General features: G+C 72.2%; 23 protein-coding genes. 17 read left to right on the forward strand and 6 right to left on the reverse strand.

Going from position 1 to position 20,290, the window contains the following annotated elements:
• Nucleotides 1–14 precede the first annotated feature (14 nt).
• From B7R87_RS20365 to B7R87_RS20375, 3 genes are all read left to right on the forward strand, one after another.
• Nucleotides 15–1,268: an alpha/beta fold hydrolase gene (locus B7R87_RS20365; protein ID WP_130584899.1), complete on the forward strand. Its 1,254-nt coding sequence runs from the start codon at nucleotides 15–17 to the stop codon at nucleotides 1,266–1,268.
• Nucleotides 1,243–1,815: a tRNA (adenosine(37)-N6)-threonylcarbamoyltransferase complex ATPase subunit type 1 TsaE gene (gene tsaE / locus B7R87_RS20370; protein WP_006347186.1), complete on the forward strand. Its 573-nt coding sequence runs from the start codon at nucleotides 1,243–1,245 to the stop codon at nucleotides 1,813–1,815. The genes B7R87_RS20365 and tsaE overlap by 26 nt, the downstream gene beginning before the upstream one ends.
• Nucleotides 1,816–2,063: 248 nt before the next feature.
• Entirely contained in the window at nucleotides 2,064–2,297 is a 234-nt protein-coding gene (locus tag B7R87_RS20375; protein WP_040914824.1) for a hypothetical protein, read from the forward strand.
• A gap of 94 nt (nucleotides 2,298–2,391) precedes the next feature.
• On the opposite strand, the gene B7R87_RS20380 is transcribed toward B7R87_RS20375, so the two are convergent.
• Nucleotides 2,392–2,937, reverse strand: a complete 546-nt coding sequence (locus B7R87_RS20380; RefSeq protein ID WP_006347184.1) for a hypothetical protein — start codon at nucleotides 2,935–2,937, stop codon at nucleotides 2,392–2,394.
• Nucleotides 2,938–3,099: 162 nt separating this feature from the next.
• Between B7R87_RS20380 and tsaB the strand changes: the two genes are divergently transcribed.
• The 7 genes from tsaB to B7R87_RS20415 all read left to right on the forward strand — a co-directional run bounded on the left by tsaB (nucleotide 3,100) and on the right by B7R87_RS20415 (nucleotide 8,587).
• Nucleotides 3,100–3,792 (forward strand): tRNA (adenosine(37)-N6)-threonylcarbamoyltransferase complex dimerization subunit type 1 TsaB, encoded by a 693-nt coding sequence (gene tsaB, locus B7R87_RS20385; protein WP_006347183.1) that lies wholly within the window; start codon nucleotides 3,100–3,102, stop codon nucleotides 3,790–3,792.
• Between the two features lie 65 nt (nucleotides 3,793–3,857).
• Nucleotides 3,858–4,349: a GNAT family N-acetyltransferase gene (locus B7R87_RS20390; protein ID WP_040914837.1), complete on the forward strand. Its 492-nt coding sequence runs from the start codon at nucleotides 3,858–3,860 to the stop codon at nucleotides 4,347–4,349.
• A gap of 3 nt (nucleotides 4,350–4,352) precedes the next feature.
• Nucleotides 4,353–5,501, forward strand: a complete 1,149-nt coding sequence (gene tsaD, locus B7R87_RS20395; protein WP_040914836.1) for a tRNA (adenosine(37)-N6)-threonylcarbamoyltransferase complex transferase subunit TsaD — start codon at nucleotides 4,353–4,355, stop codon at nucleotides 5,499–5,501.
• Between the two features lie 35 nt (nucleotides 5,502–5,536).
• Nucleotides 5,537–5,803, forward strand: a complete 267-nt coding sequence (locus tag B7R87_RS20400) for a hypothetical protein (RefSeq protein ID WP_040914833.1) — start codon at nucleotides 5,537–5,539, stop codon at nucleotides 5,801–5,803.
• Between the two features lie 294 nt (nucleotides 5,804–6,097).
• Nucleotides 6,098–6,454: a YciI family protein gene (locus B7R87_RS20405; RefSeq protein WP_006347179.1), complete on the forward strand. Its 357-nt coding sequence runs from the start codon at nucleotides 6,098–6,100 to the stop codon at nucleotides 6,452–6,454.
• A gap of 84 nt (nucleotides 6,455–6,538) precedes the next feature.
• Nucleotides 6,539–7,915 carry an RNA polymerase sigma factor gene (locus B7R87_RS20410; protein ID WP_045852900.1) on the forward strand — a complete coding sequence of 459 codons (1,377 nt, stop codon included), beginning with the start codon at nucleotides 6,539–6,541 and terminating at the stop codon, nucleotides 7,913–7,915.
• 9 nt (nucleotides 7,916–7,924) lie between these two features.
• On the forward strand, nucleotides 7,925–8,587 hold the full coding sequence (locus tag B7R87_RS20415; RefSeq protein ID WP_130584898.1) for a hypothetical protein: 663 nt from the start codon (nucleotides 7,925–7,927) through the stop codon (nucleotides 8,585–8,587).
• A gap of 23 nt (nucleotides 8,588–8,610) precedes the next feature.
• Here the strand turns inward: B7R87_RS20415 and B7R87_RS20420 are convergent, their stop codons facing one another.
• The gene (locus B7R87_RS20420; RefSeq protein WP_045852899.1) at nucleotides 8,611–9,852 is read right to left on the reverse strand and encodes a THUMP-like domain-containing protein; all 1,242 of its coding nucleotides are present in this window, start codon (nucleotides 9,850–9,852) and stop codon (nucleotides 8,611–8,613) included.
• 148 nt (nucleotides 9,853–10,000) lie between these two features.
• On the opposite strand from B7R87_RS20420, the gene B7R87_RS20425 reads away from it, so the two are divergent.
• The 4 genes from B7R87_RS20425 to groL all read left to right on the forward strand — a co-directional run bounded on the left by B7R87_RS20425 (nucleotide 10,001) and on the right by groL (nucleotide 13,814).
• Nucleotides 10,001–10,978, forward strand: coding sequence for a polysaccharide deacetylase family protein (locus B7R87_RS20425; protein ID WP_006347175.1), 978 nt, complete (start codon nucleotides 10,001–10,003; stop codon nucleotides 10,976–10,978).
• Nucleotides 10,975–11,475: a hypothetical protein gene (locus tag B7R87_RS20430; RefSeq protein WP_130584897.1), complete on the forward strand. Its 501-nt coding sequence runs from the start codon at nucleotides 10,975–10,977 to the stop codon at nucleotides 11,473–11,475. The genes B7R87_RS20425 and B7R87_RS20430 overlap by 4 nt, the downstream gene beginning before the upstream one ends.
• Nucleotides 11,476–11,763: 288 nt before the next feature.
• Nucleotides 11,764–12,072 (forward strand): co-chaperone GroES, encoded by a 309-nt coding sequence (groES, locus tag B7R87_RS20435; protein ID WP_006347174.1) that lies wholly within the window; start codon nucleotides 11,764–11,766, stop codon nucleotides 12,070–12,072.
• A 119-nt stretch (nucleotides 12,073–12,191) separates the two neighbouring features.
• Nucleotides 12,192–13,814, forward strand: a complete 1,623-nt coding sequence (gene groL / locus B7R87_RS20440; protein ID WP_006347173.1) for a chaperonin GroEL — start codon at nucleotides 12,192–12,194, stop codon at nucleotides 13,812–13,814.
• Between the two features lie 412 nt (nucleotides 13,815–14,226).
• On the opposite strand, the gene B7R87_RS20445 is transcribed toward groL, so the two are convergent.
• The 3 genes from B7R87_RS20445 to B7R87_RS20455 all read right to left on the reverse strand — a co-directional run bounded on the left by B7R87_RS20445 (nucleotide 14,227) and on the right by B7R87_RS20455 (nucleotide 16,832).
• Nucleotides 14,227–15,201, reverse strand: coding sequence for a hydroxyacid dehydrogenase (locus B7R87_RS20445; protein WP_078902176.1), 975 nt, complete (start codon nucleotides 15,199–15,201; stop codon nucleotides 14,227–14,229).
• Between the two features lie 104 nt (nucleotides 15,202–15,305).
• Complete coding sequence (locus B7R87_RS20450) at nucleotides 15,306–16,079, reverse strand: SDR family NAD(P)-dependent oxidoreductase (RefSeq protein ID WP_006347171.1); 774 nt, start codon at nucleotides 16,077–16,079, stop codon at nucleotides 15,306–15,308.
• Nucleotides 16,080–16,130: 51 nt separating this feature from the next.
• Nucleotides 16,131–16,832 (reverse strand): MOSC domain-containing protein, encoded by a 702-nt coding sequence (locus B7R87_RS20455; RefSeq protein WP_006347170.1) that lies wholly within the window; start codon nucleotides 16,830–16,832, stop codon nucleotides 16,131–16,133.
• Nucleotides 16,833–16,912: 80 nt separating this feature from the next.
• On the opposite strand from B7R87_RS20455, the gene B7R87_RS20460 reads away from it, so the two are divergent.
• Nucleotides 16,913–17,851: a LysR family transcriptional regulator gene (locus B7R87_RS20460; RefSeq protein ID WP_006347169.1), complete on the forward strand. Its 939-nt coding sequence runs from the start codon at nucleotides 16,913–16,915 to the stop codon at nucleotides 17,849–17,851.
• Between the two features lie 134 nt (nucleotides 17,852–17,985).
• On the opposite strand, the gene B7R87_RS20465 is transcribed toward B7R87_RS20460, so the two are convergent.
• The gene (locus tag B7R87_RS20465; protein ID WP_040914804.1) at nucleotides 17,986–18,333 is read right to left on the reverse strand and encodes a WhiB family transcriptional regulator; all 348 of its coding nucleotides are present in this window, start codon (nucleotides 18,331–18,333) and stop codon (nucleotides 17,986–17,988) included.
• A 418-nt stretch (nucleotides 18,334–18,751) separates the two neighbouring features.
• Between B7R87_RS20465 and B7R87_RS20470 the strand changes: the two genes are divergently transcribed.
• Complete coding sequence (locus B7R87_RS20470; RefSeq protein WP_003948568.1) at nucleotides 18,752–19,363, forward strand: response regulator transcription factor; 612 nt, start codon at nucleotides 18,752–18,754, stop codon at nucleotides 19,361–19,363.
• 298 nt (nucleotides 19,364–19,661) lie between these two features.
• Nucleotides 19,662–20,237 (forward strand): sigma-70 family RNA polymerase sigma factor, encoded by a 576-nt coding sequence (locus B7R87_RS20475; RefSeq protein ID WP_006347167.1) that lies wholly within the window; start codon nucleotides 19,662–19,664, stop codon nucleotides 20,235–20,237.
• Nucleotides 20,238–20,290: the final 53 nt, after the last annotated feature.

Below are 20,290 nucleotides of genomic sequence, written 5' to 3' on the forward strand. Positions count from 1 at the left end.
CGAGGAGCGGCACGGTGACCGAGACCAGCACGGGGAACGCCCTCACCGGAGCGGCGGCCGCGGTCTCCGCCGCCGCGGACGCCGCGAGCGGCACCGGCACGCCCGGCTGGCGCCGCGCCGGGATCGCGGGCATCGCGATAGGCGTGATCGCCGCGGGCGCGGCGGCGGGCGTCGCCGTCGAACGCCTCACCGTCGGCCGCGGCGTACGGAAGAAGGCCCGGCTCGCCCTCGACGCGACCGGCCCGTACGGAGCCCTGCGCGGCACCCCCGGCAAAGCCGTCGCCGACGACGGCACCCTGCTCTACTACGAGGTCGACGAGGTCGACCCGGGGGCCGCCGCCCCCCGCCGCCGCCGGCTCTTCGGCCGCCGCGCCCCCGCGCCCGTCACCGTCGTCTTCAGCCACGGCTACTGCCTCAACCAGGACTCCTGGCACTTCCAGCGCGCCGCCCTGCGCGGACTGGTCCGCACCGTCCACTGGGACCAGCGCAGCCACGGCCGCTCCGCCCGCGGCGTCGCCCAGCAGGGCCCGGAGCGGGTGCCGGTCTCCATCGACCAACTCGGCCGCGATCTGAAGGCCGTACTCGACGCCGCGGCACCGGAGGGGCCGGTGGTGCTCGTGGGGCACTCCATGGGCGGGATGACGGTGATGGCGCTGGGCGAGCAGTATCCGGAGTATGTCCGTGAGCGTGTCGCGGGCGTGGCCTTCATCGGCACCTCCAGCGGCCGGCTCGGCGAGGTCGACTACGGGCTTCCGGTCGCGGGCGTCGCCGCCGTCCGGCGGGTCCTGCCCGGAGTGCTGCGCGCCCTCGGCTCCCAGGCCGAGCTGGTGGAGCGCGGCCGCCGGGCCACGGCCGACCTCTTCGCCGGGCTGATCAAGCGCTACTCGTTCTCGTCGCGGGACGTCGACCCCGCGATCGTCCGGTTCGCCGAGCGCATGATCGAATCGACCCCGATCGACGTGGTCGCGGAGTTCTATCCCGCCTTCGACGAACACGACAAGGCGGAGCGGCTCGGAGTCTTCGAGGAGTTGCCGGTGCTCGTGCTGGCCGGGGACCGGGATCTGGTCACGCCCAGCGCGCACAGCGAGGTCATCGCCGACCGGCTCCCCGAGGCCGAACTGGTGATCGTGCCGGACGCCGGTCATCTGGTGATGCTGGAGCATCCGGAGGCGGTCACGGACCGGCTGGCGGATCTGCTCGCCCGGGCCGGGGCCGTACCGGCAGCGGCTAACGTTGGCCCGTATGGAAGCACCGCACAACCCGGCTGACGCCCCCGGGGCCCCCGGCCTCCCCGACACCGCCCCGCAGAGCGGTTCGCAGAACGGTTCACGGCCGGCCCGGGAGGCCCGGATCGCCGTCGACTCGGCGGCCCGGATGACGGAGCTGGGCCGCCGGCTCGCGGTCCGGCTGCGCCCCGGCGATCTGGTGATGCTCACCGGCGAACTGGGCGCCGGGAAGACGACGCTCACCCGCGGGCTCGGCGAGGGCCTCGGCGTCCGCGGCGCCGTGACCTCGCCGACGTTCGTCATCGCCCGGGTCCATCCGCCGCTGGGTGACGGACCGGCGCTGGTCCACGTCGATGCGTACCGCCTGGGCGGCGGGCTCGACGAGATGGAGGACCTGGACCTGGACGTATCGCTGCCGGACTCCGTGGTGGTGGTCGAGTGGGGCGACGGCAAGGTCGAGGACCTGTCGGAGGACCGGCTGCACGTGGTGATCCACCGGGTGGTGGGCGATACGGACGACGACCGGCGGACCGTGACGCTGACGGGGTACGGCGCCCGCTGGACGGACGCGGATCTCGCGCTGGAGTGAGCCCGCCGGGACCGCGGGATCCGGCTGCCGTACGTCTCCGCGCCCTCGCCGCCCGTCCGCGCTCCGTGTTCCGGATCCCGGTTCCGGAACCGGTTCCGGATCCCGTATTCCACGGATTTTCCGACAAGCCGTCGGGAAGATGTTGCGCGGGGCATGCCGTGCGTGGTCACATGGTACGGACGCTTGGTTAGGTCTACCTAACCATCCGACCGCCGACCGTTCTGGTCCCCGTGATCCAGGAGGCAGCCATGCCGGCATCCGAGCGCGCGTCCGTGCTGCGGCGGCCCCAGCCGCCGTCCATGCGGGATCTGCTGGCGTCCTGCGCCGCCGCCGCGGTGGTCTCCACCCCGCCGAGCGCCCGCGAGGACGCGGCGGAGGCGGCTGCACCGGCCGGCACCGAGCCCGATTCCGAGCGGAGTGACGAGCGCGGTTCCGGATACGCGACGCGGCCGCCGACCCGGCTCCGGCGCGACGCGGCGTAACACGGCGTAACACCTGCCGGGCGTCACGACGCCGCGAGCGGTTCCTTCGTACGGGCGGTTCTCACGCCCCGCCGTACCTGCCGTACGGCCCGCGTCAGGGAAGAACGACGATCTTGGTGCCGACCGTCGCGAAGCCCCACATCGCGTTGCCGTCCTCGCGCGCCATCCGGACCCCGCCCGTCTTCTTCTTCGGGTCCGGCGCCGCCATCGAGCCGTTGACCGCCGCGCTGAAGCCGACCGTCACCCCGTCCGCCTTCGCGAACCGCACCACATGTTCGATCGCGACCCCGTCCGACCCGGGGATCTTCCCCGCGCGCGAGGTCACCGCGTGCGTCCCCGGCGACGGGTTCACCGTCGACGGCATCACGGCGAACGTCCTGCGGACCTTGTTGCCCTTCGCCTCGACCAGCCAGACCCGCCGGGCCTGGAGCGCGTAGACGACCCGTTCACCGGTGCCCGAGTTCAGCGGCAGCGCCAGCGGGTTCACCGGAACCTTGGGCGCGCTCTTCCCCGGGCCCGTACTCGCGCCCGGCTTCGCCTTCAGTTCGGAGACACTGGCCTCCGCCTTGTACGCCAGGAAACCGACACCCGCCAGAGCGGCCGCCGTGAGCCCGGCTACCAGTCCCGAGCTGCGTGCCACCTGCGCCACCTTTCGGATGTTCCGATGTCCGGATGTTCGGATCCCTGAGCCCGTCGGACTGAACGACTGTCGCATGGGATGTTTCCGTGGCGACGGTAGCAGCAGGCTCCCCCGTCCGAGGGTGAGCCGTGCCCGGGGGCGCGGGAGCCGTAGGCTGTTCGCGTGCTCCTGCTCGCCGTAGATACCGCCACGCCCGCCGTCACCGCCGCTCTCCACGACGGCACGAAAGTGCTCGCCGAGTCCAGCCGGGTCGACGCCAGGCGCCACGGCGAACTGCTGTTGCCCGCCGTCGACCGGGTGCTGGCCGAGGCCGGGGTCGCCCTGGACGCCGTCACCGCCGTGGTGACCGGAGTCGGCCCCGGCCCGTACACCGGACTGCGGGTCGGCCTGGTGACCGCGGCCACCTTCGGTTCGGCGCTCGGCGTGCCGGTCTACGGGCTCTGCACCCTGGACGGCCTCGCCTACGCGGCCGGCCGGGACACCGGGGTCACCGGCCCCTTCGTGGTGGCGACGGACGCCCGCCGCAAGGAGGTCTACTGGGCCCGGTACGCCTCGCCGTGCGAGCGCGTCACCGGACCCGCCGTGGACCGTCCCGCCGATATCGCCGAGCAGCTCGCGGGCCTGCCCGCCGTCGGCGCCGGTGCCCTGCTCTACCCGGACGCCTTCCCCACCGTGGTGCCCGGCGCCCCGGAGCACGTCTCGGCCGCCGCGCTGGCCGCCCTGGCCGCCGAGAAGCTCGCCGAAGGCGGGGATACGGGCCCGGCCGAGGGCGCGTTCCTGCCGCCGCAGCCGCTGTATCTGCGCCGCCCCGACGCGCAGGTCCCCAAGAACTACAAGGTGGTCACGCCGCAGTGACCGCCCCGCCCGCCCCGCCCGACCCGGCCGGCTCCCGGCCTCCGGACCCGCCCGTGCTGCGCGAGATGCGCTGGTGGGATCTGGAGCAGGTGCTGGCCCTGGAGAACGACCTCTTCCCGGAGGACGCCTGGTCCGCCGGGATGTTCTGGGGCGATCTCGCCCATGCCCGCGGACCGCGGGCGACCCGCCGCTTCGTCGTGGCCGAGGAGCCCGGCCCCCCGGGTGAGGACGGCCGGACCGGCGGAGGCCGGATCACCGGTTACGCCGGTCTCGGCGCGGCGGGCGGACTCGCGGACGTGCTGACGATCGCGGTCGCCCGGGAGCGCTGGGGCACCGGTCTCGGGGCCGCGCTGCTGACCGATCTGCTCCAGCACGCCACCGCCTTCGAATGCGACGAGGTCCTCCTCGAAGTGCGGGTGGACAACATCAGGGCCCAGAAGCTGTACGAGCGCTTCGGCTTCGAGCCCATCGGAATCCGCCGCGGCTACTACCAGCCCGGCAATATCGACGCGCTCGTCATGCGCCACCAGGTGCACGGCACGGCAAGGGAATGTTGAGTGATGGCTGACGAACCGCTCGTACTCGGTATCGAAACGTCCTGCGACGAGACCGGCGTCGGCATCGTGCGCGGGACGACCCTCCTCGCCGACGCCGTGGCGTCCAGTGTCGACACGCACGCCCGTTTCGGCGGTGTGGTCCCCGAGATCGCGTCCCGCGCGCATCTGGAGGCGATGGTCCCCACCATCGAACGCGCCCTGAAGGAAGCGGGTGTCTCCCCGCGCGACCTCGACGGGATCGCGGTCACCGCGGGCCCCGGCCTCGCGGGCGCGCTGCTGGTGGGCGTCGCGGCGGCCAAGGCGTACGCGTACGCCCTGAACAAGCCGTTGTACGGGGTGAACCACCTCGCCTCCCATATCTGCGTCGACCAGCTGGAGCACGGCAAGCTGCCCGAGCCGACGATGGCGCTGCTGGTGTCCGGCGGGCACTCCTCGCTGCTGCTGGCCCCGGACATCACCAGTGATGTACGGCCGCTGGGCGCGACCATCGACGACGCGGCGGGCGAGGCCTTCGACAAGATCGCCCGGGTGCTCGACCTGGGCTTCCCCGGCGGTCCGGTGATCGACCGGCTGGCGAAGGAGGGCGACCCGGCGGCGATCGCCTTCCCGCGCGGGCTGACCGGCTCGCGCGACCCCGCGTACGACTTCTCCTTCTCGGGGCTGAAGACGGCCGTGGCCCGCTGGATCGAAGCGAAGCGGGCGGCGGGGGAGGAGGTGCCGGTACGGGATGTGGCGGCGTCCTTCCAGGAGGCGGTCGTGGACGTGCTCACCCGCAAGGCCGTCCGGGCCTGCCTGGACGAGGGCGTCGACCATCTGATGATCGGCGGCGGTGTCGCGGCCAACTCGCGGCTGCGGGCGCTGGCCCAGGAGCGGTGCGAGCGGGCGGGCATCCGGCTGCGGGTGCCGCGGCCCAAGCTGTGCACGGACAACGGCGCGATGGTGGCGGCGCTGGGGGCCGAGATGGTGGCCCGCAACCGCCCGGCCTCCGATCTGGAGCTGTCGGCGGACTCGTCCCTGCCGGTGACGGACCCGCACGTACCCGGTGAGCACGCCCACGGCCACGAGCACAGTCACGGCCACAGCCACAGTCACGGTCACTCCCATGACCACGACCATGTGCACGAGATCAGCAAGAAGAACCTCTACTCGTGACGGACGGCGCGCGGGAGGCCGGTGAGGCGGGCGGTATGACGACGGTCGCGCTGATGTGGGAGGCGAAGGCGGCCCCCGGCCGGGGCGCCGAGCTGCTGGAGTGGGCCCGGGCACAGGCCCTGCCCCGGGAGCCGCTGCGGCGGGAGACCTTCGGGGCCGGGGACGACCGGGTGCTGGTGATCACCTGGTGGGAGACGGACGGCGGCCCCGGCACCCGGCCTCCGGAACTGCCCGATCCGGCGCCGGAGCTGCTCGACCGGCCCGTGCACCGCTGGCGGTTCACCTCGCTGGGGCTCGGCTGACGGGGGAGCCCGTGGCGGCTCCGGACGGGCCACGGTTCCGCCGCCGCCCGTGGTAAGGGTTCTCCGGCCGGGAACCGGGCCCGGCTCGGGACCTTCCCGGCCGGACGCGGATGGCCCGCCCGGCCCCCGGAAGCGGCCCGGAAAAACTTTCGGAAGAAAAGTCCGGCGGAGTGTCGAGACCGGCGTCGTCCGATCGACGGAAGGGTGAGAGGCGGGGAAACGCCCCGCACACCGCTCTCACCGGGACCCGGCCTGCCGGCCGGTCCGGTACCGCGACCAGCACGAGGAGCTGTTATGCCCCGCTTTCTGACTCTTATCCGCCTCGACGAGAACAATCTGCCCGAGGACGGCTTCTCCCCCGAGATGGGGGAGCGGATGGGCGCCCTGCTGAAGGAGATCACCGAAGCCGGCGTGATGCTGGACACCGCCGCTCTCACCCCCACCTCCCAGGGCCGCCGGGTCACCTACTCCGGCGGGACGCTGACCGGCACGGACGGCCCCTTCACCGAGACCAAGGAGGTCATCGGCGGCTACTCCATCATCCAGGCCAAGGATCTGGCCGAGGCCGAGGAGTGGGCCAACCGTTTCCTCAAGGTCCACGACGAGGTCTGGACGGTGACCTGCGAGATCCGGCAGATCTCCGAGGACTGAGCAACGGCGCCGGGGGACCCCGGAGGCACGGCCTCCGGGGTCCCGGCTTGCCGCTGCCGTCGTCTGTTGCTCTGATGGGTGGCCGTGACGACGGCAAGCGCAGTGGAAGCGGTGTTCCGGATAGAGCAGGCGCGGGTGATCGCGGCCGCCGCCCGGATCGTCAGGGATGTCGGTATCGCCGAGGAGATCGCGCAGGACGCGCTGGTCTCCGCGCTGGAAAAGTGGCCCGATTCGGGTGTTCCCGAGAAACCGGGCGCCTGGCTGACGGCGGTCGCCAAGCGCCGCGCGGTCGATCTCGTACGCCGCAGGGAGAACTACGCGCGGAAACTGGCCGAGGTCGGCCGGTCCCTGGAGCACGCGGCCGAACCGCCGCCCGCCGAACCGTCGCCCGACAGCGGCCCCGAGGCCGATATCGACGACGATCTGCTGCGGCTGATCTTCACCGCCTGCCATCCGGTGCTGCCGACCCGGGCCCGGATCGCCCTCACGCTGCGGCTGCTGGGCGGGCTGACCACCGAGGAGATCGCCCGCGCCTTCCTGGCGACGGAAGCGGCGGTCGCCCAGCGGATCGCCCGCGCGAAACGTTCCCTCGCCGCGGCGGACGTGCCCTTCGAGGTGCCGTACGGCCCCGACCGCGCGGCCCGGCTCGACTCCGTACTCGAAGTCGTCTACCTCGTCTTCAACGAGGGCTACTCGGCGACCAAGGGCGACGACTGGGTCCGCCCGGCGCTCTGCGAGGACGCGCTGCGGCTGGCCCGGGTGCTCGCGGCCCTGCTGCCGAACGAGCCCGAGGTCCACGGCCTCGCGGCCCTGCTGGAGCTCCAGGCCTCCCGGATCCCGGCCCGTACCGGCCCCGACGGCAGCCCGGTGCTCCTCGCCGACCAGGACCGGACGCGCTGGAACCGGCTGCTGATCCGCCGCGGTTTCGCCGCGCTGGACCGGGCCGCGGTGCCGGGCGTACCGCCGGGCCCGTACGTCCTCCAGGCCGCGATCGCCGCCTGCCATGCGCAGGCCCTGCGGTACGAGGACACCGACTGGGCCGTGATCGTCACGCTCTACGGGCAGCTCGCCGCGGTCCGGCCGTCCCCGGTCGTGGAGCTGAACCGGGCGGTGGCCGTCGCCATGGCGGAGGGGCCCGAGACCGGTCTCGCCCTGGTGGACGCGATCGCCGGGGACCCGGAGCTGAAGGACTACCACCTGCTGCCGAGCGTGCGCGGTGATCTGCTGGCCAGGCTGGGACGGTGGGACGCGGCCAGGGAGGAGTTCCTCGCGGCGGCCGCGCTGGCCCGCAACGACCGGGAGCGCGAGCTGCTGCTGACCCGGGCGGAACGGGCGGAACAGCCGGAACAGCCAGGACAGCCGGGACGAGCGGAACAGTCGGAACAGGCAGAACGGGCGGAACGGGCGGCCGGGGAGCCCGGCCGGACGGGTCCCGGCCCGGATGTCGTTCCCGGCGGATAGTCTCCGCGCATGTCTGAGCTGCCTTCGCCGCCACCGGATCCCGACGGACCGCACGGCATAGCCCCCTGGCGGGACCGGGGCTCCCTGCTCGACGAGCGGCGCCGCGTCCTCGACGAGCTGACGCGCCGGTCGGTCGGCCCGTTCCGGCTCCTCGGACTGGTCCTGGTGGTCCTCGCGTTCGAACTGGGCTGGGGGCTGGTCGGCGTCGGGCTGATGTCCCTCGACGACACCCTCGACGGCTTCAACCTGGTCTTCGCCGGGTTCGTCGGCCTGGTCGGAGTGGTGATCCTGGTCCCCGCGCTGGCCGTGGCGGTGTCCGAGGCCCGCGAGGCCCGGGCCGTACGGGCGCTGCTGCGCGCCTGGACGGCACTCGACCGCGACCCCCGGGGCGACGCGCGGTACGGCCGGGGATGGCTGAACGCCGGCTGGCTGATGGTGTCGTTCGGCTTCGTCGTGGCCGGTCTCGCGGTCTGCGCCGGGCTGCCTGACTCCCTGGAGGACGGCGGGGGCCGCACCCCCCACAGCACCCTCGTGTACGTGATGGGCGCGGGCATCGCCCCGGTCGTCGCGGGCCTCGCGGGCCTGGTGAACGCGGTCGCCCATCTCCACTGGCTGGCCGGCCTGCTGAACCCGGTCCCGGCCGCCCGCCGCCCCGGCGGCGCCCACCGCTGACGGCCGCCCCCGGGCGCACCGCGCTACCGCCCGGACCCGGTCCCCGCCGGCCGGCCGATCAGCATCGACGGTGCGCCGTCGACCCTGGTGAGAAAGACCGTCGCCGCGTTCGGACCCTGCGGTTTCACCTTCCGCCGCACCTCCTCCGGCTCCACCGCCGACCCCCGCTTCTTCACCGTCAGCGAGCCCACCCCGCGCTCCCGCAGCAGCGCCTTCAGCTTCTTCAGACCGAACGGGAGCACATCGGTGATCTCGTACGCCGTGGCCGACGGCAGCGGGCGCAGTTCGTCCGCCGTCACATAGGCGATCGTCGCGTCGATCAGACCGCCGCCCGCGAGCTCGGCCGCGACCTCGGCGACCAGATGCGCGCGGATGACCGCCCCGTCCGGCTCGTACAGATACCGGCCGACGGGACGGACCTGCGGATCCGGCAGACCGCGTCCGACCAGGGTGTATGAGGCCGACGGCCCGGAGCCCGTGCCCGCGCCGGACAGCAGCGTCGCGGCGACCCGGCCCGGTGCCGGATCCCCGGTACCCCGCCACAGGACCGCCTCCTTGACCTCGCCCTCGTACGAGATCCACTCCGCCGCGAAGTCCCCGGGGATCAGCTCGTGCGGAATCCCCGGCGCGATCTTGAGCGCGGCGACCGGCCTGCTCCGGGCCGCTTCGATCGCCCAGGACAGCGGGGGCGAGTACGCCTCCGGGTCGAAGATCCGGCCCCGGCCGCCGCGGCGCGCGGGATCGGTGAACACCGCGTCGTACGCCGAGACGTCGACCTCCGTGACATCCGCGCAGCGCACTTCGACCAGTTCACCGAGGCCGAGGGCGTCGGCGTTGGCGCGGACGGTGGCGGCGGTCAGCGGATCGCGGTCGACGGCCAGCACCCGGATGCCCGCCCGGGCCAGCGCGATCGCGTCACCGCCGATACCGCTGCACAGATCCGCGGCGCTGCGGACGCCGAGGGCCGCCAGCCGGGCCGCGCGATGGGCCGCGACGGGGGCGCGGGTGGCCTGCTCGACGCCGTTCGGGGTGAAGAACATGCGGTACGCGTCCACCGCGCCGAACTTGGCCACCGCCCGCTGCCGGAGCCTGGCCTGTCCGAGCGCGGCCGAGACCCGGTCCGCCGGATGGTCGCGGCGCAGCCTGGTCGCCAGGGCCAGCTCCCGGGCGGGGTCGTAATCGCGCAGCTCGTCGAGGAGGGCCCGGCCCTCGGGGGACAGCAGAGTGGCGAGGGGTTCGGGGAGCGGGATGGCGGCGTCGTTCACCCGGCCATTCTGGGCCAGGTACACGCCGGGGCTGGGCCAGGCGGGTCACGGACCGGCGGCGACGGCGGTGTCGTACGGATCCGGCGGGCGTCTGCTGCCAGGATTCAGCGCCATGCGGCTAGTACGACAAAACGGAAAGATGGTTGCAATGGGTGCGGATGGGCGGGGGGCGGCCGGGCGCCGTCCGGGGGCGCGCAGAGCACTGCGGGGGCGTGCGGTCGCCGCCGCGCTGCTCGCCGGTGTGCTCGGCTCCGGCTGTACCGTCCCCGGTCCCGGCGAACACGGCGGCGCCCAGCCCCACCCCGGGGCCCAGGCGGAGGCGTCCCAGCTCGAACGGGCCGAGAAGGACGCCCACCGGTCCGGCCCCGCCGGATCGCGCGCCGCCTATGTGGACCAGGTCGAGAAGGTGCAGAAGGCCAGGGCGGCCGCGATCGGCAGATGGGGCCTGGACAAGGTCCCCCTGCCCGCCCCCCAGCCGCCTCCCGTCAAACCCTTCCTCAACACCCGCAAGGGCTTCGAGGTCGAAGGCGGCGCGGCCCTCCCGCCGGTCTTCACCACCGTCCCGGTGAAGGAGAAGGTCGTCTTCCTGACGGTCGACGACGGAGCCGAGAAGGACCCCGACTTCATCCGGATGATGAGCGAACTGAAGATCCCGTACAGCGCCTTCCTCAGCGACTACGTGATCAACGACAACTACGGCTACTTCCGGCGCATGCAGGACGAGGGCGTCGCCCTCCACAACCACACCCTCAACCACCGCTATATGCCCGGACTCTCCTACGAGGCCCAGAAGAAGGAGATCTGCGGGCAGCAGGACAACCTCCAGCGGCTGTACGGGAAACGCCCGCCGCTCTTCCGGCCGCCGTACGGCAACTACAACGGCGACACCCTGCGCGCCGCCCAGGAGTGCGGGGTCAAGGCCGTGCCGCTCTGGGCCGCCGAAGCCTTCCCCGACCACATGGAGTGGCGGGAATGGGACCGCGACCTCCACCCGGGCGACATCATCCTCACCCACTTCCGCGGCACCGGGGACTGGAAGGGCTCCATGCCCGACATGGTCCGCCAGGTCATGAAGACGGTCACCGACAAGGGATACGCCGTCGCCCGCCTAGAGGACTACGTGTGAGACCGGGCACGGCCGCACAGCTCGCGGCCGTGCTGGCCGCGGGGGCGCTGCTGGGCTGCTCCGGCTGCGCCTCCCCGGCCGTCGACCCCATCGAACGGCTGGGGAGGCGGGCGGTCCACTCCGGTGAAACCCCGGCGGCCTCCCCGGCCCCGGGCCCCCGGGCCCGTTTCGGGCCGGAGCCCGCGGCGGTACGGAGCGGCGCCCCCGCGCCGGACCCCGCGGGACGGCCGGGCCCCGGGCCGCAGTCCGCAGGAGTACGGGGCGGGCCGCCGGGCCCGGTCGGGGGCCGCACGGGGGCCCCGGACGCTCCGGTGGGGCCCGGGGCGGTACGGAGCCGTGCCCCGCTCCGTACCCCCGCCTCCGGGACCCCGGCCGCACCCGCCATCCATGCCCCCGCACTCGCCGAACCGGCCGGCCGCCTGCTGGACCGGCTCCACGGCACCCGCCGCCCCGCGCCCCGCCCGGGCGGCGCGCTGCAAGCACCCCGGGACCGGTAGCGCCCCCGGCCGTACCGGGTTTCCAGGACGCCCGGGAGAGGGAGGAAACAGGGGCCGCAGGGGCGCGTACGCCCCCGCGCGCCGACCCGCAACCGTTCCGCCGACGGCGGACGCATTGGCACTCCGCTTGACCGAGTGCTAATCGCGGTCATAGTCTCGGGTCTGGCACTCCCCACTGGAGAGTGCCAACACAGCGACGGGCAGGTCCGGCACCCGCGACGACGGATCCACCTGGTCGCCACCTCAGACAGTTAACCCCGTGAGATCTCCGAAGGGGGAGGTCGGATCGTGACGACCGCCAGCTCCAAGGTTGCCATCAAGCCGCTTGAGGACCGCATTGTGGTCCAGCCGCTCGACGCCGAGCAGACCACGGCCTCCGGCCTGGTCATTCCGGACACCGCGAAGGAGAAGCCCCAGGAGGGCGCCGTCCTCGCGGTCGGCCCGGGTCGCTTCGAGAACGGCGAGCGCCTGCCGCTCGACGTCAAGGTCGGCGACGTCGTGCTCTACAGCAAGTACGGCGGCACCGAGGTGAAGTACAACGGCGACGAGTACCTCGTCCTCTCGGCCCGCGACGTGCTCGCGATCGTCGAGAAGTAAGCCGAGCAGTCTCCGCTTGTTCTTGATCTGCGCCCCTGGCACCCGCTGACTCTCACTAGCACGGGCGCTGGGGGCGCAGTTTTTCGCAGTACGTCTCAGAAGAGGACAGAAACGCTCCCATGGCGAAGATCCTGAAGTTCGACGAGGACGCCCGTCGCGCCCTTGAGCGCGGCGTCAACAAGCTTGCCGACACGGTGAAGGTGACGATCGGCCCCCGCGGCCGCAACGTCGTCATCGACAAGAAGTTCGGCGCCCCCACCATCACCAACGACGGTGTCACGATCGCGCGCGAGGTCGAGCTCGACGACCCGTACGAGAACCTCGGCGCCCAGCTCGTCAAGGAGGTGGCGACCAAGACCAACGACATCGCGGGTGACGGCACCACCACCGCGACCGTCCTGGCCCAGGCCCTCGTCCGCGAAGGCCTGCGCAACGTCGCCGCCGGCGCCTCCCCCGCCGCCCTCAAGAAGGGCATCGACGCCGCGGTCAAGGCCGTCTCCGACGACCTCCTCGCCACCGCCCGTCCCATCGAGGACAAGGCCGACATCGCCGCTGTCGCCGGGCTCTCCGCCCAGGACCCGCAGGTCGGCGAGCTCATCGGCGAGGCGATGGACAAGGTCGGCAAGGACGGTGTCATCACCGTCGAGGAGTCCAACACCTTCGGCCTGGAGCTCGACTTCACCGAGGGCATGGCCTTCGACAAGGGCTACCTCTCCCCCTACATGGTCTCCGACCAGGAGCGTATGGAGGCCGTCCTCGACGACCCGTACATCCTGATCAACCAGGGCAAGATCGGCTCCATCCAGGACCTGCTGCCCCTCCTGGAGAAGGTCATCCAGGCCGGCGGCTCCAAGCCGCTGCTGATCATCGCCGAGGACGTCGAGGGCGAAGCGCTCTCCACCCTCGTCGTCAACAAGATCCGCGGCACCTTCAACGCCGTCGCCGTCAAGGCCCCCGGCTTCGGCGACCGCCGCAAGGCGATGCTCCAGGACATGGCCACCCTCACCGGTGCCACCGTCGTCTCCGAAGAGGTCGGCCTCAAGCTCGACCAGGTCGGCCTCGACGTCCTCGGCACCGCCCGCCGCGTCACCGTCACCAAGGACGAGACCACCATCGTCGACGGCGGCGGCAGCAGCGACGAGGTCGCCGGCCGCGTCAACCAGATCAAGGCCGAGATCGACGCCACCGACTCCGACTGGGACCGCGAGAAGCTCCAGGAGCGCCTCGCCAAGCTCGCCGGCGGCGTCTGCGTCATCCGGGTCGGCGCCGCCACCGAGGTGGAGCTCAAGGAGAAGAAGCACCGCCTCGAAGACGCCATCTCCGCGACCCGCGCCGCGGTCGAGGAAGGCATCGTCTCCGGCGGAGGCTCCGCCCTCGTCCACGCCGCCAAGGTCCTCGAAGGCGACCTCGGCAAGAAGGGCGACGAGGCCACCGGCGTCGCCGTCGTCCGCCGCGCCGTCGTCGAGCCCCTGCGCTGGATCGCCGAGAACGCCGGCCTGGAGGGCTACGTCATCACCTCCAAGGTCGCCGAACTCGACAAGGGCCAGGGCTTCAACGCCGCCACCGGCGAATACGGCGACCTGGTCAAGGCCGGCGTCATCGACCCGGTCAAGGTCACCCGCTCCGCCCTGGAGAACGCCGCCTCCATCGCCTCCCTCCTCCTCACGACCGAAACCCTGGTCGTCGAGAAGAAGGAAGACGAGCCGGCCGACGCGGGCCACGGCCACGGCCACTCGCACTGATTTTTTTAGGGGCTCGGTTCGCCTCCGGGGCGCTTAAGCCGAGGTCTTCAGTCGATCGTGCTCGGTCGCTCGTTCCTCGCGACCTGCGCGCGTTCTCCTTCCAGTCCCCCTACGCCTTCGGCGTGGGGGGACCCCCAGCGCGCCCCTTCGGCTCACTCGCCGGACCCTGGGGTTGGACGGGTCCTGAGCAGTGACCCATGAGGTCCTTGGGCGGGACGGGATGTGTTCCTTCCGTTCACCAGGGCCGAACGGGCCTGAGCAGTGAACCCATGGGTTCCTGGGCGTATCCGCCGGGACCCGGCATGGCCTTTTGGCCACTTGTCGCGTCCTGAGCAGTGGCTCGGCAGATCCTTGAACGGGTCCGATCCGGTATCACCGGGTCGGGCCCGTTCCCCGTTTCCCAGGACATGAGTTACGCGGAACGAGTGAGCGACTCCCTCGTCACCGGCTCCGCGAACGGCAGCCCGTTCGCGTACCGCTCCAACTCGTCCAGCGCCAGCTCCGCCATCCGGTGCAACTCATTGCCCAGAGAACCCGCCAGATGCGGGGTCAGCAGCACATTCGGCAGCGAGTAGAGCGGCGAATCCCGCGGCGGGACCTCCGGCTCGGTGACGTCCAGCACCGCGTACAGCCGCCCCGACACCAGCTCCCGCACCAACGCGGGCCCGTCGACGAGGGACCCCCGCGACGTGTTGATCAGCGTGGCACCGTCCGGCAACAGCCCCAGCCGGCGGGCATCCAGCAGCCGACGGGTCTCCGGCAACTGCGGCGCATGCACCGAAACGGTGTCGCTCCGGGCGCACAACTCGTCGAGACCCACCGCCACCGCACCCGGCGGCGCGGGCGTGTACGGGTCGTACACCAGCACGTCCAGATCGAAGGGCCTCAGCAGCTCGACCAGCCGCCGGCCCGTCCGGGACGCTCCGACGATGCCGACCGTACGGCGGTGGTTGCCCAACCCCGACAGCTCCGCACCCCAGTCATGGGCGGCCCGCAGCTCCGCGTACCGCCGGGCCGACGAAAGGACCCGCTTCCCCGCGAACAGAATCGCGGCCAGCGTGTACTCCGCCACCGGGACCGCATTCGCCGACGCCGCCGACGACACCGCGATACCCCGCTCCCAGCAGGCGTCCGTGACATGCTCCTTCACCGAACCGGCGGCATGCACCACCGCCCGCAGCGCGGGCGCCGCCGCCAGCGCGCCCGGGTCGAGAACCGGTGCCCCCCAGCAGGTCAGCAGCACCTCCGCGGCGGCGAGAGCATCCCGTACCGCCGGTGAAGGAGACCGCAGATCATGGGCGACCAGACCCGGATCCGTGCGGGCCAGAGCCGTGAGGCGGGCCGACTGCCGGGCGGTGAAGAGCCGGGCCGAGACCCCCGGGCCCATGGCGAGCAGCACCCGCGGCCGGACCCCGGCCCGCCGTGGGCCCCCGCCGCACTCCGTACCGTCCACGCCGGCCGCCTCCCTGCTCTCCCGCCGGGGCCCGCGGCCTACTGGGGCCCGTACTTCCGGCCCGTCCTGGACGACACACCGCCCAGCAGCCCGCGCGGCGCCAGCTTCACCACACCCATCAGCGCCTTGTACCGCGGATCCGGGATCGACACCGGCTTTCCACGGGCCAGATCCGAGAGGGCCGCCGCCACCAGCTTGTCCGCGTCGAGCCACATCCACCCCGGGATGTTCTCCGTCCCCATCCCCGCCCGCTCATGGAACTCGGTACGGACGAAACCAGGACAGAGCGCCATCAGCCGTACGCCCGAACCCGCCAGATCCCGGGCCACGCCCTGGGTGAACTGGACCACCCACGCCTTGGACGCACCATAGGTGCCCCGGGGGACAAAAGCCGCCACCGACGCCACATTGACCACACCGCCCCGGCCCCGCTCCCGCATCGGCTCCACCGCAGCCGACGTCAGTCGCAGCACCGCCTCGCAGTGCACCTTGAGCATTGTCAGCTCATCGGCCATGGAGACTTCGAGGAACCGGCCCTTGTTGCCGAAGCCCGCATTGTTGACCAGCAGGTCCACCGCGTTCCTCCGGTCGCCGAGCCGCCGCTCCACAGCCGCGATGCCGTCCTCCGTGGACAGATCGGCGGTCAGCACCTCCGCCTCGATGCCGTGCCGGTCGTGGAGTTCGGTGGCCTGGGCTCGGAGCCGTGCGGTATCGCGGGCCACCAGGACCAGATCATGTCCGTCGGCGGCGAGCCTGCGTGCGAACGCGGCGCCGATGCCGGCGGTCGCGCCCGTGATCAGTGCGGTCGTCATAAGCGGCACGTTAGTGCCCCGGACCGGTAGCCGCGTACGCCCGTCCCGGGCTCAGCCCGCCGAGCGGACCGCGTCCCGCTTGCGGAGATACTCCTCGGCCTTCTCCACCAGCACCGGATTGAGCGCGTCCCCGGCCGCCAGCAGCGACGGCAGCAGATCCCGTTCGGTGCTCGCCGCACGGAACGCCATGCCGACCGTGACACCGTGGTCCGGGCGGTGGACTATCTCGACCGGATCGCCCGACCGGATCTCCCCCGGCTCGACGACCTTCAGATAGGCACCCGGCTCCGCCCGCCCGGTGAACCGCTTCAGCCAGCCCTTCTCCGGCAGCCCCAGCTCACCCAGCCAGCCCGCGAACGTACGGCAGGGGATACGGCCGCTGGTCACCTCCAGCACCACCCGCTCACCGATCCGCCAGCGCTCACCGATCCGGGCACCGCTGACGTCCAGACCCATCGTGGTGAGGTTCTCGCCGAACGAACCGTTGGCGATCGGCCGCCCCAACTCCCGCTCCCAGAAGTCGAGGTCCTCGCGGGCGAAGGCGTACACCGCCTGATGGGTGCCGCCGTGATGGACGGTGTCGCGGACCAGATCCCCGGCCACCCCGCTGCCGTTCTCCCCGGCCGGCGGCCCCGGATCCGCCACCAGGACCGGCCCCTCGACCGGCCGCTTGTCGATTCCGGTGATCCCGCCGGGGGTGCTGGTGTAGTCGACGTACTTGGCCCGGCCCACATTCACGGTCAGCAGCTTCATGGACCAACGCTAAACCCTCAGCACCCAAAGCTTCCAGTCAGTAAGTCGCCTCTGATCCAAGAATCTCTTATATTCAAGGGGTGATCGAAGCCCGTCATCTCCGAGTCCTGCGCGCGGTGGCCACCACCGGCTCCTTCTCCGCGGCGGCCCGCGCCCTGGGCTGCACCCAGCCCGCGGTCAGCCAGCAGATGAAGGCACTGGAGAGCTCCGCGGGCACCCCCCTGCTGATCCGCACCGGCCGCGAGATGCGGCTGACCCAGGCAGGCGAGGCGCTGGTCCGGCACGCCACCGGCATCCTCGCCGGGCTCACCGCCGCCGAAGAAGAGGTCGCCGCCATCGCCGGGCTGCGGGCCGGGCGGGTGCGGCTGGTCTCCTTCCCGAGCGGCAGCTCCACCCTCGTCCCCACCGCACTGGCCGCGCTCCGGGCGGCACACCCCGGCACCCGGGTCTCCCTCGTGGACGCCGAGCCGCCGCGCTCGGTCGAGATGCTGCGCGAGGGCGACTGCGATGTGGCGCTGGCCTTCCGTTACGGCGACCGGGGCGCCGCTGCGGAATCCCCGGCGGGCAGCAGTGATCCCGCCGGGCCGGATGCCGAATGGGACGATCTGGTGGTCCGCCCCCTCCTCTCCGACCGGCTCGTCGGGCTCGTCCCCGAAGGCCACCGCCTCGCCGGGGCCGGCACGGTCGCCATCGGGGACCTCGCCGACGACCCGTGGATCGCGGGCTGCCCCCGCTGCCGCCGCCAGCTGGTCGACGTCTGCGAGAGCGCCGGATTCGCCCCCCGTATCGACTTCGCGACCGACGACTATCCGGCCGTCGCCGGACTGGTCGGCGCCGGACTGGGCGTCGCCGTCCTGCCCGAACTGGCACTGGAGTCGGTACGGGCCAGAGGCGCCGTCACGGTCGCGCTCGCCCCGCGGGTGGAGCGGGAGATCGTCGCCCTCACCCTGCCCGATCTGTCGCAGGTCCCCGCCGTCGCGGCCACCCTGGACCAGCTCACCCTGGCCGCCGCCCGCTGACCCAGCCCACCGGATACGGCCTGCTGAGCGCCCGCTGAGCGCCCGCTGAGCGCCCGCCGGGGCGGCGCGACCGGGCCACGGGCATACGGATGCCCGGAAAGAAACGTTTCTTCGGTGGTCGGATGCGGTACGGATCAGTGCCGCGCCGTCGCCCCCTGGGCCCCTCCGGCGGTGCCCGCGCCGCTGGTCGCCGGGACCAGCCGGTGCCGCGCCCGCCCCATCAGCTCCTCGCGTTCGTCCTCGGTCAGCCCGCCCCAGACGCCGTACGGCTCCCGCACCGCCAGGGCGTGGGCCGCGCACTGCGCCCGCACCGGGCACCGCATGCACACCTCTTTCGCGGAGTTCTCACGCGCGCTCCGGGCGGCGCCGCGCTCGCCCTCGGGGTGGAAGAACAGGGAGCTGTCCACCCCGCGGCAGGCGGCGAGCAGCTGCCAGTCCCACAAGTCGGCGTTCGGTCCGGGAAGGCGGGAGAAATCTGCCATGGCTTGCCCCTTGAATCCGTGCTCAGTGGGTCCGGTCAGGTCGTGCGGGTGAGCCGCTGTGCACGCGCCGCATTGATGTCCGCACCATGTCTCACGACCGTACATCTACTATCTAAGTAGATGTAAATATGATTCATTGGGAATCTAGCCCCAGACACTATCCAAAGTGAAGAAAAAGCATCTAAATGGGGCATAGCTTTCAGGTAAACCCCGCCGCCGCGCGGTCCCGCAGGGAGTGCCGAAGAGGTTCCGGGAACCCGTAACTCTTTCGAGTGACCGTCGTTGGTAGGTCGGAGGCGGTTGAAGAACGAGCGCTCGGGCACATGTCCGAGAGCGTTCAACCGCACAGGTGACGATACGTACCAGCCTGGAGGCTCAAGGTGACGCGCTTTAGCTGCGAGCGCCACGGAGGTCAGTCATGACGTCCGTCCTCGTCTGCGACGACTCCCCGCTCGCCCGAGAGGCGCTCCGCCGCGCGGTGGCAACCGTGCCCGGCGTCGAGCGTGTGACGACCGCGGCCAACGGCGAGGAAGTCCTCCGCCGCTGGGGCGCGGACCGCTCGGACCTCATCCTGATGGATGTCCGGATGCCCGGTCTCGGCGGAGTCGAAACCGTCCGGCGGCTGCTTTCGGCCGATCCGGGCGCCCGGATCATCATGCTCACGGTTGCCGAGGATCTCGACGGCGTGGCTCTCGCGGTCGCCGCCGGCGCCCGCGGCTATCTGCACAAGGACGCCTCCCGCGCCGAGCTGCGCGCGACCGTCACCCAGGCACTGGCCGACCCGACCTGGCGGCTCGCCCCCCGGCGGCTGCGCTCGGCCGAGATGGGGGCCGCCCCCACGCTCACCGCGCGCGAGATCCAGGTGCTGGAAGGCATGAGCCACGGCCGGTCCAACGCCGAGATCGGCCGGGAGCTGTTCCTCTCCGAGGACACCGTCAAGACCCATGCCCGCAGGCTCTTCAAGAAGCTGGGCGCATCGGACCGGGCGCACGCCGTCGCGCTCGGATTCCGCTGGGGTCTGGTCCGCTGAGCCCGTGCCCCGCCCGGCAGGATCCGAAAGAGAGGACCTAGCCGGGCGCGGGTCCCCGAAGCCCCGAAAGCACCGCGTACCCCGCTCGCCGTACGGTGGTGGGCGGGGAGACGGAGCGCAGTGGGCGCCGGTTTCCCGCGCGATGCCGCATCCTTGAGATGTGGAGTTCCTCGGGGAGTCGGTCGAGCGGAAGGGGAGGGCGACGGCGATGAGTTCCGGCGTACCTGCTCATAACGCTTCGGTGCACAACATGGGGCGCGGTGCCACGGAAGAGCGGCCACCGAGGCACCATGGACCGATGCGTGACGACAGAAGCACGGTGATCGGTGCACTTGTCCATCGCGCCGTCGACGGCGACGAACGGGCCACGCACGATCTGCTCGCGCATGTCCACCCCCTCGCGCTGCGCTACTGCCGCACCCGGCTCAGCCGGCTGCCCGGTGACGCCCGCCACTTTGTGGAGGACCTTGCGCAGGAGGTCTGCGTCGCGGTGCTGATGGCGCTCCCGAAGTACCGGGACACCGGCCGCCCCTTCGAGGCCTTCGTCTTCGCCATCGCGTCCCACAAGGTCGCGGACCTCCAGCGGGCGGCCATGCGGCACCCCGGCTCGACGGCCGTGCCCTCCGACGAGATGCCGGAGCGCCCCGACGACTCCCTCGGCCCCGAGGAGCGGGCGCTGCTCAGCAGCGATGCCGAGTGGGCCAAGAAGCTCCTGGCCAATCTGCCGGAGACCCAGCGGGAGCTGCTGGTGCTGCGGGTCGCCGTGGGGCTGACCGCGGAGGAGACCGGCCAGATGCTGGGCATGTCGCCCGGTGCGGTCCGGGTCGCCCAGCACCGCGCGCTCAGCAGGCTGCGGGCCCTCGCCGAGCAGTAACCGCCCTCGTTTCCGCACCCGGCCGGATCCCTGTCCGGCATTCCTGTCCTGAT

Origin of the sequence: Streptomyces tsukubensis (assembly GCF_003932715.1) — a bacterium.
Classification (GTDB): domain Bacteria; phylum Actinomycetota; class Actinomycetes; order Streptomycetales; family Streptomycetaceae; genus Streptomyces; species Streptomyces tsukubensis.